We start from the raw sequence: 12,481 nt of genomic DNA, 5'->3' as shown, positions 1-12,481 counted from the left end.
CCTCTCGATGGGGGTGGGGGTGGGTGTTGCGGTCGGGTGGACGGACGTTCGCGTTCAGGGAAGGACGAGGGAGTCGGCCTGGCGGATGCCGGCGCGACGGAGGATCTGCGGGATGCAGCGTTCGACGAAGGCCTCGTAGTCGGATGCCTCGTTGTAGAGGTGTGCGGACAGCCGGAAGTAGCCGACGCCGCGGAAGCTCGTGAATGCCGTCTCGACACCGACCTCGTCGAGCAGATCCATCCGGAGCGCGTCGGCCTCCTCTCTCGTCGCGCCCAGGCCGAGCGGGAGGCGCACGAGGCGCATCGACGGCACTGGGGAGGGGAGGGGAGTGAGGGGGTCCTCGTCGCTGTACGGGCGCAGAGCCTCGGCGATCAGTTCGGCGCCGGCGTCGGCGATCTCCGCCATCGCCGTGCGAGCCGCTGCCCATCCGAACTCGCTCTCGATGAAGTCGATGGCGGTCGGAGTGGCCAGGTACGTGGTGGCGTCGATCGTGCCCTGCGTGTCGAAGCGGGAGGGGTACGGCTCGCGCGCGGCCCAGGAGTCGATCAGCGGCCAGAGCTCGTCGCGGTCGGGCGCCGTCGTGACCAGAAGAGCCGAGCCCCGCGGTGCGCACGGCCACTTGTGCATGTTGCCGAACCACCAGTCCCCGCCGGCGACAGCGGCCGCGTCGGGGACCAGGCCGGGGGCGTGAGCGCCGTCGACGAGGGTGCGCACGCCGTGTTCGGCTGCGGCGTCGGCGATACGTCGGGTGGGCAGGAGGCGGGCGGTCGGCGAGGTGATCTGGTCGATGACGATCAGTCGGGTACTCGGCCTGAGCTCGTCGGCGAAGAGCTGCACGATCTCGTCATCGGAGGCGAGCAGCGGCACCGCGACGGCGCGGACCGTCGCGCCGAAGCGCCGGGCGAGGCGTTCGGCGCCCATCGTGATCGCGCCGTACCCCTGATCGGTCACGAGGATCTCGTCGCCGGCGTCGAGTCGCAGGGCATTGAAGACCACGGTCGCGGCGGCGGAGGCGTTGGGCACGAAGGCGCTGTCCTCGGCGCGGGCACCGACGAACGGGGCGGTGCGCTCGCGGGCCTCCTGCACGCGCTCCGCGATGCGCGGGAACCACTCGACGGGGCTGAGGTCCGCGCGGCGGCGCAGAGCGTCCTGCTGCGCGACGACGACGGACGGGACCGCGCCGAAGGACCCGTGGTTCAGGTGGATCACGGACGGGTCGAGGGGCCAGGCGTCGCGCGCTGGCATGCCGGAGGTCAGCGTGAGCGGTGCGGGGAACAGCGGTGCGGGCATCGGTCCTCATCGGTGAGTTCGGGCGAGTTGTTGCACAACTTTGCCACAGGGCTGCCGATTCCGCTACAAAACTCCGGTGATGAAACATACTTGTCATACGAGTTTGCGGAAACACCGCCTTCCGACAGACTTCACGAAGAGCGGCGGAGTGTCTGGAGGACGACGATGAGCGCACTCGACACGGCGCTGCACGGGCTGCGGGCCTTGATCGCGGACGGCGCGCTGCGGCCGGGCGACCGGCTTCCCAGCGAGGGAGAGCTCTGCGAGACCCTCGGTGTCTCCCGCGGATCCCTGCGCGAGGCGATCCGTACCCTCGCCGCCCTCGGGGTGCTCGAGACGCGACACGGATCGGGCAGCTACGTCAGCGAGCTGCGCGCCGCCGACCTGATCGGCAGCCTCTCGCTCACCGTCGGACTGCTGCCGATGGCGGGCGTGCTCGAACTGACGGAGCTGCGCCGAGTGCTCGAACCCCACGCCGCTGCACTGGCCGCGGCGCGCATCGACGACGAGACGGTGGAGTCGCTGGACCGCGTGCTCGACGAGATCGAGGCGACCACCGACTTCGAGGCGCAGTCACGGCTCGATCACGAATTCCACATGGCGATCTCCGCGGTCGCGGGCAACGAGGCGCTGACCAGCCTCATCGACGTGCTGCGCTCGCGCTCCCGGGCGTATCGCATCTCCGACCCCGAGGATGCCGCGGAGCTCAAGATCCACTCCGATGCCGGGCACCGCGCCATCCTGCGCGGCCTGGCCGCGGCGGATCCGGTGGCTGCGAGTGCCGCGGCCTCCGCGCACGTCGCGTACACGGAGTACTGGGTGCGCAAGTACTCCGGACTCTGACGCCCCCGACACCCAGCGTCGAAACCCATCGTTGTCGCCCAGACCCACGCCCAGCGGCGGCTTTCACCGTGGGTCTCGGCGCGGACCGTGGGTCTCGGCGGGGAGGGGGCGGGGAGACCTCAGCCGAGGGTGATGTCGACCTGGATCTCGGCGGCGATGCGCTCGAGGTCGGCGCGCAGGGCGTCGAGGTCGACGTCGGCCGGCACCTTCGCGGTGACCGACGCCTCGAACAGGCGCCCGCCCGCCATCGCGGCATCGCGCGTCTCGGTGGCGAGCTCCTCGATGCTCAGGGCGTGAGCGTTCAGCACGCCGGAGACCTCGCGCACGATGCCGGGTCGGTCGTTGCCGAGCACCTGGATCTCGAGCAGCCGATCGTCGGCGGCGGCTGCGTCCGAGCTGCCGGTGAGCACGGCGAGGGTGAGCAGCCCTTGACCCTGGAGGCCGCGGAGCGCCGACGTCAGCTCGGCCTCCTTGTCGTCGGCGACCGAGACCTCGATCACGCCCGCGAACGTGCCGGCGAGCTCGGCCAGCGAGCTGTTCTCCCAGTTGCCGCCGTGCGCATCCACGACATCGGCGACGGCGGCAACGAGGCCAGGACGGTCTGCGCCCGCGACGGTGAGGATCAGAGTAGTCATGCGGCCAGCGTAGCCCGCTGCCCTCACTCCACCCAGACCCCGGTCTCCAGGAACCGCTCCAGCAGGGCGCGGTGCGGGGCGAGGTCCCAGCCCTGCCGTGCGACCCACTCGTCGGAGTAGTAGGTGCCGGCGTAGCGGACTCCGCTGTCGCAGATCAGGGTCACGACGCTGCCGGTCTCGCCCGCAGCTCGCATCCGGGCGATGAGCTGGAACGCGCCGTAGAGGTTCGTGCCCGTCGACCCGCCGGCCCAGTGCAGGGTGCGTTCACGCAGCAGGCGGATCGCGGCGATCGACCCCGCATCGGGGACCTGGATCATCTCGTCGATCACGGTGGGCACGAACGACGCCTCGACGCGCGGGCGGCCGATGCCCTCGATGCGACTCGGGCGTCCGGCCGGCGGATCCACCGTGCCGGCCCAGCCGTCGTAGAAGGCTGAACCCTCCGGGTCGACGACCGCGACCTTGGTGTCGTGCATCCGGTACTTCACGTAGCGGCCGAATGTGGCGCTGGTGCCTCCCGTGCCCGCACCCGTGACGATCCAGGTGGGGATGGGGTGGCGCTCCTGGGAGAGCTGGCTGAACACGCTCTCGGCGATGTTGTTGTTGCCGCGCCAGTCGGTCGCGCGCTCCGCGAACGTGAACTGGTCGAGGTAGTGGCCGGTGCAGTCCGATGCGAGGCGCTGCGCCTCGGGCGACATGTCCTCCGCGCGGTCGACGAAGTGGCAGGTGCCGCCGTAGAACTCGATGAGGTCGATCTTCTCCTGCACCGTCGAACGCGGCACGACGGTGATGAACTTCAGGCCCAGCATCCGGGCGAAGTACGCCTCGGAGACCGCGGTCGACCCACTCGACGATTCCACGAGCGTGGTGTCTTCGCGGATGCGTCCGTTCACCAGCCCGTAGAGGATGAGTGACCGCGCGAGGCGGTGTTTGAGGGACCCCGTCGGGTGCACCGACTCGTCCTTGAGGTACAGGTCGATGCCCCATTCGGGCGGCAGCGGGAACAGGTGCAGGTGCGTGTCGGCGCTGCGGTTGGCATCGGCTTCCAGCAGGGCGATCGCGGTGCTGGTCCAGTCGCTCATGCCCTCGAGACTACCGGGCGGTCAGCCGACCGTTCCGGCGCGCGAGGCCCCGCCCTCGCCGTCCACGTGCAGCAGCGAGGCCTGCGACTGCTCCTGCTGCAGCTGGAATTCGAAGCGCGACCGGTCGCCGCGGTGATACGCGATGAAGTACTCGATGGGCGTACCGTCGGCGCTGCGGCTGATGCTGCGCAGACGCAGCAGGGCCGAACCAGCGCTGACGCCGAGATGCTGCGCCTGCTCGTGCGTGGCCACGGTCGCCTCCGCCGAGCGCACGCCGTGCGTCGCGACGATGTCGTTGTCGGCGAGCAGCCGGTACAGCGACGCCTCGGTCAGGTCGGCGCCGAGCGTCACCGAGCCCACGGCGTCGGGCATCCAGGTCGTCGAGAGCGACCACGGCTCGCCGTCGACGTGGCGCAGACGCTCCAGCACGACGACGGCAGAGCCGACGGGCACCTCCAGGGCGAGCGCGATCTCTTCATCCGCCGTCGTCCGCTCGTGGCGCAGCACGTCGCTGTGCACGTGGCCACCACGGCGCTCGACGTCGTCGTACAGGCCCACGAGGGTGTGCACCAGGCTCTCGCTGGTGCGGGGCCGGGAGACGAAGGTGCCCTTGCCCTTCACGCGCTCGACGAGCCCCTCGTGTTCGAGCTGGGCGAGCGCTTGACGCACCACGGTGCGGGAGATGCCGTAGCGCTCGCACAGCCGGTGCTCGCCGGGGAGCGGATCGCCGGGCTGCAGGCCGTCGCGGGCGATGCCGTCGATGATCAGCTGGCGCAGCTGGTCGTACATGGGCGCGGCGGAATGCCGATCGATCGCGTCGTCGACGATGGCCATCAGTACGCCACCCCCGCGTGCAGGATCACGTTCGCGTAGGGGGTGAACTCCCCGGAGCGCACGAACGCGCGGGCGCCCTGGCTGAGCTTCTTGAACTCGACGTGCGGGATGAGCTCGATCTCGAAGCCCTCACCGGCGAACCGCTCCCGCAACGCCTCGAGCACTTCGGGACTCTGCTCCGCCACCTCGGCCGAGACGGTGGCGCCCTCGACCACCAGCTCGGCGAGCACGGTGTCGAGCACGTCGAGGAAGGCCGGAGCCCCCGGTCGATACGCCAGGTCGATGCGCTCAGAGCCTGGCGGGATGGGCAGGCCCGCATCGGTGACGACGATCAGGTCGGTGTGCCCGGTCTCGCTGATCACGCGGGAGAGCGCGGGGTTGATCGTGGTGGCGGTCTTTCGCATGGGTCTCCTCGGTTCTCCGGATGCGCGGATCGCGGAGTTCAGCTCGCGACGGATGTGGTGGTGCGCTCGGCCAGGAATGCCTCGACCTCCGCGCGGTGGGGAAGGCTCGGCGATGCGCCCTGCTTGGTGACCGTGAGCGCGCCCGCCGCCGTTGCCAGCCGCACGGCGTCCTCCAGGCTGCTCCCGCTGGCGAGAGCTGCACCGAGATAGCCCGCGTAGGCGTCTCCCGCTGCTGTCGTGTCCACGGCGTCGACGGGGAACGGCGGGATCACGGCGGCGCCCTCCGCCGTCACGACGCATGACCCCTGGCCCGCGAGTGTGATGACCGCGGCGCCCACCCCCTGTGCGAGGAACCAGCGGCCGGCGCGCTCGGCCGAGTCCGCGTCCGTGACCTCGATGCCGCTGATCAGCGTCGCCTCGGTCTCGTTGGGGGTGACGATGTCGATGCTCCGCCAGATCTCGGCGTCGAGCTCGGCGGCAGGGGCGGGATCGAGGATGACCGTCATCCCGTGTTCGCGTCCCCGCGCGGTGATGTGCGCGGTGAGTGCGGAGGGGGTCTCGAGCTGCGTGAGCAGCACCGACGTGGTGGGAGCGAGAGCCGCGAGTGCCTCGTCGATCTGTGCGGCACTCAGGGCGGCGTTGGCCAGCGGCACCATCACGATGTCGTTCTGCGCCGAGGAGTCGACGCGGATGTGCGCCACACCGGTCGGGCCGGGAACCGTGCGCAGGTGCGCCAGGTCGACCCCGGCGGCCGTGAGCCCGTCGACGACGAGATCGTGGAAGAGGTCGTCGCCCACGCAGCCGACGAAGCTCGTCCGTGCACCCGAGCGCCCGGCGGCGACGGCCTGGTTGGCACCTTTGCCTCCCAGCATGAGGGTGAACTCGTCGCCCAGGACGGTCTCGCCCCTGGCGGGGAGGCGTCCGGAGAAGGTGGTGACATCGGCCGTGACGCTTCCGACGATCACGACGCCGGTGCGATCCTGGGGGTGTGCGGGGGTCATCTCGCTCCTGATCTCCTTCGACGGCAGGCGTAGCCGACGCTTTGACAGACCGCGGTGGCTGTCATTACATTAGCCGAATCCGCACCTGTAACGACAGGTTGTCCGCGAGGAGACCCCGATGAACCCGATCGCGCCACGCCTGTACGTCGACAGTGCCGACGTCGACCGCGTCTCCCGCCTGCTCGCCGCCGGGGTGGTGCACGGCGTCACCACGAACCCGACGATCCTCGAGCGCGGCGGTCGCACCGCAGCCGACATCCCCGAGCTCTACGCCCGATGGGAGGCGGAAGGCGCGCGTGAGATCTTCTTCCAGACGTGGGGAGGCGACACGGACTCCTTCCTGCGCAATGCCGAGGGCATCCGCGCGCTGGGCGAACGGGTAGCGGTGAAGGTGCCAGCGACCACTGCGGGTTTCGCCGCGGCATCGAACCTCGTGCGCGACGGCGCGACCGTGCTCGTCACCGCGGTGTACTCGGTCGCGCAGGCGCTCGCGTGCGCCTCGATCGGCGCCCAGTACATCGCGCCCTACCTCGGTCGGATGCGCGACGCCGGCCTCGACGGCGACCACACCATCGCGCGGATGCAGGAGGTGTGTGCGGGCAGCGACTCGAACGTGCTCGCCGCCTCGCTGCGTTCGGCCGACGACATCACGGGGCTGCGCCTGGCCGGAGTGCCGTACTTCACCGCAGCGCCCGACGTGCTGGACGAGGTGCTCTTCCACGAGGTGAGCGACAGCTCCGCCACCGAGTTCGACGCCGCGATGGTGCGCCTCGGCGCCTGAGCGACGCCCCGGAGCGGATCAGTTCGCCGCGGCCTGACGCAGCCAGCGCTCGACACCCGCGATGTGCGCGGTGGCGAGCGAGGTCGCGAGGGCGGAGTCGTGCTGGGCGATCGCGTCGGCGATGGCCCGGTGCTCCGACAGGGTGCGCTCGACCGCGCCGGCCTCCGTGAGACCGCGCCAGACCCGCGCACGCACGGTCTGGCTGCTCAGGTGCTCGATCAGGCTCGCGAGATACGCGTTGCCCGACATCGCGACGATCTCACGGTGGAAGCGGATGTCGTGGTCGACGAGCGCCTCGATCGTGACGGCCGCATCGACCGCGTCGACTTCGTCACGCAGCTCGGAGATCTGCTCCTCGGTGCCGAGCGTGGCCGCCAACCCCGTCGCCTGCGACTCCAGCATCCGACGGACCGCGAAGATCTCGAGCATCGAATCGTCGTCGTGCATGTCGACGACGAACGAGATCGCCTCCAGCAGCAGGTGGGGTTCCAGGCTCGTGACATAGGTGCCGTCGCCTCGTCGCACGTCCAGCACCCGGATGACCTCGAGCGCCTTGACCGCCTCGCGCATGGAGTTGCGGGAGAGGCCGAGCCGTTCGGACAGCTCCTTCTCCGGGGGAAGCCGATCGCCCGGGGCGAGTTCGCCCGCCACGATCATCGCCTTGATCTTCTCGATCGCCTCGTCGGTGACTGCCATGGCGTCATCCTAGCGATTGATCGGATGTCTCCGGCAGGATGGGAGCCATGCGTGTTCTCGATTCACATCTGCACCTCTGGGATCCGGAGGCCCTGACCTACACGTGGCTCGACGGGCCGCTCTCAGGACGCTTCGCCGGGGCGGAGCTGGAGCGTGCCCGTGTGGCGCGTGCGGAGACCGAGCGGTCGATCTTCGTGCAGGCGGAGACCGTCGAAGACGACTTCCTCGACGAGGTGCGCTGGGTCGAGGAGCTCGCCCCCGCGGCGGGCGTGATCGGGATCGTGGCCGGCATCCGTCTGGATCGGGGTACCGACACGGTGGTGCACCTGGAGAGTCTCGCGGCGGAGCCTCTCGTCGTCGGCGTGCGTCACCTCCTGCAGGACGGCCCTGACGGGTTGGCCCTCTCCGCCGCATTCGTGACCGGAGCGCGGGAGGTGGCTCGGCGCGACCTCGCCTTCGACGCCTGCGTCCGTGCCGAGCAGCTGCCCGAGGTGGCGCGTCTCGCGGCAGCGATCCCCGAGCTGCGGATCGTGCTCGACCACCTCGGCAAGCCGGCGGTCGGCACGGCTGCTGCGCCGCTCGCGCCCTCAGCCGAATGGGTGCGCGACCTGACAGAGGTGGCGGGCCACGCGAACGCGTTCTGCAAGCTCTCCGGTCTGCAGGCGGAGGCAGGGGGAGACTGGGCGGCGGAGCAGCTGGTGCCGTTCCTCGACGTGGCCGCCGATGCCTTCGGCGTCGAGCGCCTGATGTGGGGGAGCGATTGGCCCGTCTCGGCGATCGGTCCGGCCGAGTCCGCTGCGCCCGACGCACCCGAGCGCGAGAAGGTGGCCTACCAGCCCACGGCACGATCGCGCGGGGCCGATGTCGTCATCGCGTGGGCGGAGGCGCGCGGCCACGATGTCGACGCCCTGTTCTGGCGCAACGCCGAGCGGTTCTACCGGATCGACGCCTCGGCCTGAGGTTTTCGAATCGCGCAACCGGTCCGATCCATGCTTCGGATGTCCAGAGTGCGGATGGAGCCGGTTGCGCGATTCGAAAGCGAGGGGCTACTCCGCGCGCAGGCGCAGCTGGGCCATGCCGCCGTCGACCTCGATGAAGGTTCCGGTGGTCGAGCCGGCTGACGGGCCCACGAGGTAGGCGACCGCCGCAGCGACCTCGTCGGGGCTGACCAGGCGTCCGTGGGGCTGGCGCGCTTCGAGGGCGGCGCGCTCCGCGGCGGGATCGGTGGCCGAGTCGAGAAGTCGCCCCACCCATGGGGTGTCTGCCGTTCCCGGGTTGACGGCGTTCACGCGGATGCCTTCGCGCAGGTGATCGGCGGCCATCGCACGGGTGAGGGCGGAGACCGCACCCTTCGACGCACTGTAGAGCGCGCGCTGCGGCAGGCCGGTGGTCGAGGCGATGGAAGCCGTGTTGCAGACCGCGGCCGCCGGCGACTTCCGCAGCCAGGGCAGGGCGGCAGACGTGACGCGGGCGATGCCGGTCACGTTGACCGAGAGCACTCGGGCCCACTCGTCGTCGTCGTTCGCGGCGATGTCGCCCTGCGCGCCGATACCGGCGTTGTTCACGACGATGTCGATGCGTCCGAACTTCTCGCCGACGGCAGCCACAGCGGCGTCGACGCTCGCGCGGTCGGAGACGTCGGCCGTGAAGGCGGCGAAGGCGGGGTCGGCCGTGGCGGTGTCGCGATCGAGCACCGCGATCGTCGCTCCGTCGGCGTGCAGGCGCTGTGCGATCGCCGCGCCGATTCCGGATGCTCCGCCGGTGACGATCGCCACCAGCCCGTTCAGTCCATGCTGTGCGTTCAATGCGCTCACTTCTGGGCCTCCCATGCCACGAACTCCTGCCGTTGACGGCCGAGGCCGTCGATCTCGATCTCGACCACGTCGCCGGCGGCGAGGTAGGGGTACTTGCCCGACAGGGCGACGCCCTGCGGTGTGCCGGTCAGGATCAGGTCGCCGGGCTCGAGCGTCACATACTGCGAGAGGTGGTGCACGATGTGCTCGACCGTGAAGATCATGTCGCTCGTGTTCGAGTCCTGCCGCGGCTCGCCGTTCACGAAACTGCGAAGGCCGAGCGCGTGGTGGTCGACCTCGTCGGGGGTGACGAGCCAGGGACCGGTGGGGTTGAAGCCGGGCGCGATCTTGCCCTTCGACCACTGTCCGCCCGAGACGGCCATCTGGAAGTCGCGCTCGGAGACGTCGTTCGCGGCGACGAAGCCGGCGACGTGCGCCATCGACTCCTCGGGGGAGTCGAGGTAGGCGGTGCGGGTGCCGATCACGATGCCGAGCTCGACCTCCCAGTCGGTCTTCTCGCTGCCGCGGGGGATCGTGACCGTATCGTTCGGGCCGACCACCGTGTTGGGCGTCTTGAGGAAGAGGATCGGGATGGTGGGCGGCTCCGAACCCGACTCGGCCGCGTGGGCGGCGTAGTTCATGCCGATGCAGATCACGGCGCTCGGGCGGGCGATCGGGGCGCCGATGCGCATCGACGCGGCATCCGCGAGTTCGGGCAGCTCTCCGGCATCGCGGGCGGCCGTGACCCGGGCGACGAAGTCGTCCTCGAGGAAACCGCCGTTCACATCGGATGTTACGGAGCGGAGGTCGAGGTATCGGTCGCCCTCCACGACGACGGGGATCTCATTCCCGGGGGTGCCGAGCCGCGCGAACTTCATGTTTCTCCTGATCGGTCGGGAGGCCGCGATGAGGCGGCCGGTCTCGTTGACAGTATAGACATCCGATGTTTACACTCCAAGAGATCCGCACGGAAGAAATCAGCCGTGCATGGAGAGGAATCCCGTGAGCCGTATCGTCGCCCTCGACACCACCGACATCCGCTTCCCCACGTCCCTGAGCCTGGACGGTTCGGATGCGATGAACCCCGACCCCGACTACTCGGCCGCATACGTCATCGTGCGCACCGACGCCGCCGACGACATCGAGGGGCATGCGTTCGTCTTCACGATCGGTCGCGGCAACGACGTGCAGGTCGCCGCCATCGACGCACTCGCCGGGCATCTGGTGGGTCGCGAGATCGAACCCCTGCTCGACGACATGGGCGGTACGTTCCGCGACATCATCGGCGACTCGCAGCTGCGGTGGCTCGGCCCCGAGAAGGGCGTCATGCACATGGCCATCGGCGCCGTCATCAACGCGCTGTGGGACATCAAGGCCAAGCGTGCAGGGCTCCCGCTCTGGCAGCTGCTGGCCCGCATGACGCCGGAGGAGCTCGTCGACCTCGTCGACTTCCGCTACCTCACCAACGCCCTCACCCGCGAAGACGCCCTCGAGATCCTCCGCGCCGCCGAGCCGGGCCGCGCCGAGCGGGAGCAGCAGCTGCTCGCCACCGGATACCCGGGGTACACCACCAGCCCCGGCTGGCTCGGCTACTCCGACGAGAAGCTCGAACGCCTCGCCCGGGAGGCCATGGCTGACGGATTCACCCAGATCAAGCTCAAGGTCGGCGCCGACCTCGACGACGACATCCGCCGCTTCCGCAAGGCGCGCGAGGTGTGCGGACCCGACTTCCCGATCGCGATCGACGCCAACCAGCGCTGGGAGGTGTCGGAGGCGATCGAGTGGGTGAACGCGCTCGCCGAGTTCCACCCCGCGTGGATCGAGGAGCCCACCAGCCCCGACGATGTGCTCGGTCATGCCGAGATCGCCCGGGGCGTCGCACCCATCCGCGTCGCGACCGGCGAGCACGCCCAGAACCGCGTCATCTTCAAGCAGCTGCTGCAGGCCGAGGCGATCTCGGTCATGCAGATCGATGCCGTGCGCGTCGCCGGGGTGAACGAGAACATCGCCAACCTGCTCCTCGCCGCGAAGTTCGACGTGCCGGTCTGCCCGCACGCCGGCGGTGTCGGCCTGTGCGAGGCTGTGCAGCACCTGTCCATGTTCGACTTCGTCGCCGTCACCGGCACCCGCGAGGGCCGCATGATCGAGTTCGTCGACCACCTGCACGAGCACTTCGTCGTGCCCACCGACATCCAGGGCGGCTCTTACATGGCTCCCACCGCACCGGGCACGGGCATGGAGATGAAGGCCGACAGCATCGCCGAGTACACCTGGACGGGCGCGCATGTCGGCGTCTGACGGTGTGATCGTGCCGGACCGCCTGACCGTCCCGACTCTCGGCTATGGTGCCGCCAACGTCGGCAACCTCTTCCGTGAGCTGTCCGACGACGACGCGTGGGCGGTGCTGGACGCGGCGTGGGAGAGCGGCATCCGCTTCTACGACACCGCTCCGCACTACGGCCTCGGGCTCTCCGAGCGTCGCCTCGGCGCCTTCCTGCAGACCAAGCCGCGCGACGAGTACGTGCTCTCGACCAAGGTCGGCCGGCTGCTGCGCCCGAACCCCGACCACGCCGGCGGCCTCGACACCGCGAACGACTTCCACGTGCCTGACGACCTCCAGCGCGTGTGGGACTTCTCGGCGGACGGCATCCGGAGGAGCCTGGACGAGTCCCGCGAGCGGCTCGGCATCGAGCGCATCGACCTCCTCTACCTGCACGACCCGGAGCGGCACGACCTCGACCTCGCGCTCGCCGAGGCCCTTCCGGCCCTGGAGCAGCTGCGCGCGGACGGCGAGGTGACCGCGATCGGCATCGGCTCGATGGTGTCGGAAGCCCTCGCGGCATCCGTGCGTTCCGCGGACCTCGACCTCGTGATGGTGGCCGGCCGCTACACGCTGTTGGAGCAGCCCGCAGCGGTCGACGTGCTGCCCGCGTGCCGGGAGACCGGGACCGGGATCGTCGCGGCGTCGGTGTTCAACTCCGGACTGCTGGCCTCGAACGAGCCGCGGAGGGATGGCCGCTACGAGTACGGGCAGCTCCCCGACGAGCTGTGGGAGCGCCTGGTGCGCATCGCCGCGGTGTGCGCCGACCACGATGTGCCCCTGCCGGCCGCGGCGATCCAGT

General features: G+C 70.1%; 14 protein-coding genes. 5 read left to right on the top strand and 9 right to left on the bottom strand.

Annotated features, from left to right (window positions below; all coding sequences use genetic code 11):
* Positions 1–54: 54 nt before the first annotated feature.
* Positions 55–1,290 (bottom strand): aminotransferase class V-fold PLP-dependent enzyme, encoded by a 1,236-nt coding sequence (locus tag AX744_RS13810; protein ID WP_061017512.1) that lies wholly within the window; start codon positions 1,288–1,290, stop codon positions 55–57.
* Positions 1,291–1,455: 165 nt separating this feature from the next.
* Between AX744_RS13810 and AX744_RS13805 the strand changes: the two genes are divergently transcribed.
* Complete coding sequence (locus AX744_RS13805) at positions 1,456–2,133, top strand: FadR/GntR family transcriptional regulator (RefSeq protein WP_046747518.1); 678 nt, start codon at positions 1,456–1,458, stop codon at positions 2,131–2,133.
* 119 nt (positions 2,134–2,252) lie between these two features.
* On the opposite strand, the gene AX744_RS13800 is transcribed toward AX744_RS13805, so the two are convergent.
* Genes AX744_RS13800 through AX744_RS13780 form a run of 5 tightly spaced genes read right to left on the bottom strand, consistent with a single transcriptional unit; the run spans position 2,253 to position 6,089 of the window.
* The gene (locus AX744_RS13800) at positions 2,253–2,768 is read right to left on the bottom strand and encodes a glycine cleavage system protein R (RefSeq protein WP_061017509.1); all 516 of its coding nucleotides are present in this window, start codon (positions 2,766–2,768) and stop codon (positions 2,253–2,255) included.
* A 23-nt stretch (positions 2,769–2,791) separates the two neighbouring features.
* The gene (locus tag AX744_RS13795) at positions 2,792–3,850 is read right to left on the bottom strand and encodes a PLP-dependent cysteine synthase family protein (RefSeq protein ID WP_058633088.1); all 1,059 of its coding nucleotides are present in this window, start codon (positions 3,848–3,850) and stop codon (positions 2,792–2,794) included.
* A gap of 21 nt (positions 3,851–3,871) precedes the next feature.
* Entirely contained in the window at positions 3,872–4,684 is an 813-nt protein-coding gene (locus tag AX744_RS13790) for a GntR family transcriptional regulator (protein WP_061017507.1), read from the bottom strand.
* Entirely contained in the window at positions 4,684–5,088 is a 405-nt protein-coding gene (rbsD, locus tag AX744_RS13785) for a D-ribose pyranase (RefSeq protein ID WP_061017506.1), read from the bottom strand. Before rbsD ends, AX744_RS13790 begins: the two co-directional genes overlap by 1 nt.
* 38 nt (positions 5,089–5,126) lie before the next feature.
* Complete coding sequence (locus AX744_RS13780; RefSeq protein ID WP_061017504.1) at positions 5,127–6,089, bottom strand: ribokinase; 963 nt, start codon at positions 6,087–6,089, stop codon at positions 5,127–5,129.
* Positions 6,090–6,207: 118 nt separating this feature from the next.
* On the opposite strand from AX744_RS13780, the gene AX744_RS13775 reads away from it, so the two are divergent.
* Complete coding sequence (locus AX744_RS13775) at positions 6,208–6,870, top strand: transaldolase family protein (RefSeq protein ID WP_058633092.1); 663 nt, start codon at positions 6,208–6,210, stop codon at positions 6,868–6,870.
* Between the two features lie 18 nt (positions 6,871–6,888).
* On the opposite strand, the gene AX744_RS13770 is transcribed toward AX744_RS13775, so the two are convergent.
* Positions 6,889–7,566, bottom strand: coding sequence for a FadR/GntR family transcriptional regulator (locus AX744_RS13770; protein WP_046747524.1), 678 nt, complete (start codon positions 7,564–7,566; stop codon positions 6,889–6,891).
* Between the two features lie 47 nt (positions 7,567–7,613).
* On the opposite strand from AX744_RS13770, the gene AX744_RS13765 reads away from it, so the two are divergent.
* Positions 7,614–8,525, top strand: coding sequence for an amidohydrolase family protein (locus tag AX744_RS13765; protein ID WP_061017502.1), 912 nt, complete (start codon positions 7,614–7,616; stop codon positions 8,523–8,525).
* A gap of 87 nt (positions 8,526–8,612) precedes the next feature.
* On the opposite strand, the gene AX744_RS13760 is transcribed toward AX744_RS13765, so the two are convergent.
* Both AX744_RS13760 and AX744_RS13755 read right to left on the bottom strand, forming a co-directional pair.
* The gene (locus AX744_RS13760; RefSeq protein ID WP_061017500.1) at positions 8,613–9,395 is read right to left on the bottom strand and encodes an SDR family oxidoreductase; all 783 of its coding nucleotides are present in this window, start codon (positions 9,393–9,395) and stop codon (positions 8,613–8,615) included.
* The gene (locus tag AX744_RS13755) at positions 9,377–10,237 is read right to left on the bottom strand and encodes a fumarylacetoacetate hydrolase family protein (RefSeq protein WP_061017497.1); all 861 of its coding nucleotides are present in this window, start codon (positions 10,235–10,237) and stop codon (positions 9,377–9,379) included. The genes AX744_RS13760 and AX744_RS13755 overlap by 19 nt, the downstream gene beginning before the upstream one ends.
* A gap of 124 nt (positions 10,238–10,361) precedes the next feature.
* On the opposite strand from AX744_RS13755, the gene AX744_RS13750 reads away from it, so the two are divergent.
* Positions 10,362–11,657, top strand: coding sequence for an L-fuconate dehydratase (locus AX744_RS13750; protein WP_061017495.1), 1,296 nt, complete (start codon positions 10,362–10,364; stop codon positions 11,655–11,657).
* Positions 11,644–12,481 (top strand): aldo/keto reductase (locus AX744_RS13745; protein WP_061017493.1); only part of this gene is annotated, 838 nt, incomplete at its 3' end. The genes AX744_RS13750 and AX744_RS13745, both read left to right, overlap by 14 nt.

The sequence above is a fragment of the Microbacterium sp. CCH5-D1 genome (genome assembly GCF_001557335.1).
GTDB lineage: Bacteria > Actinomycetota > Actinomycetes > Actinomycetales > Microbacteriaceae > Microbacterium > Microbacterium oxydans.
Note: the sequence above shows the minus strand (reverse complement) of the source record. Positions and strands in the feature narration are given on the sequence as shown.

Coding starts and splice junctions, on each gene's coding strand:
- AX744_RS13810 (WP_061017512.1), bottom strand. CDS start 1,290: ATGCCCGCACCGCTGTTCCCCGCACCGCTCACGCTGACCTCCGGCATG.
- AX744_RS13805 (WP_046747518.1), top strand. CDS start 1,456: ATGAGCGCACTCGACACGGCGCTGCACGGGCTGCGGGCCTTGATCGCG.
- AX744_RS13800 (WP_061017509.1), bottom strand. CDS start 2,768: ATGACTACTCTGATCCTCACCGTCGCGGGCGCAGACCGTCCTGGCCTC.
- AX744_RS13795 (WP_058633088.1), bottom strand. CDS start 3,850: ATGAGCGACTGGACCAGCACCGCGATCGCCCTGCTGGAAGCCGATGCC.
- AX744_RS13790 (WP_061017507.1), bottom strand. CDS start 4,684: ATGGCCATCGTCGACGACGCGATCGATCGGCATTCCGCCGCGCCCATG.
- rbsD (WP_061017506.1), bottom strand. CDS start 5,088: ATGCGAAAGACCGCCACCACGATCAACCCCGCGCTCTCCCGCGTGATC.
- AX744_RS13780 (WP_061017504.1), bottom strand. CDS start 6,089: ATGACCCCCGCACACCCCCAGGATCGCACCGGCGTCGTGATCGTCGGA.
- AX744_RS13775 (WP_058633092.1), top strand. CDS start 6,208: ATGAACCCGATCGCGCCACGCCTGTACGTCGACAGTGCCGACGTCGAC.
- AX744_RS13770 (WP_046747524.1), bottom strand. CDS start 7,566: ATGGCAGTCACCGACGAGGCGATCGAGAAGATCAAGGCGATGATCGTG.
- AX744_RS13765 (WP_061017502.1), top strand. CDS start 7,614: ATGCGTGTTCTCGATTCACATCTGCACCTCTGGGATCCGGAGGCCCTG.
- AX744_RS13760 (WP_061017500.1), bottom strand. CDS start 9,395: ATGGGAGGCCCAGAAGTGAGCGCATTGAACGCACAGCATGGACTGAAC.
- AX744_RS13755 (WP_061017497.1), bottom strand. CDS start 10,237: ATGAAGTTCGCGCGGCTCGGCACCCCCGGGAATGAGATCCCCGTCGTC.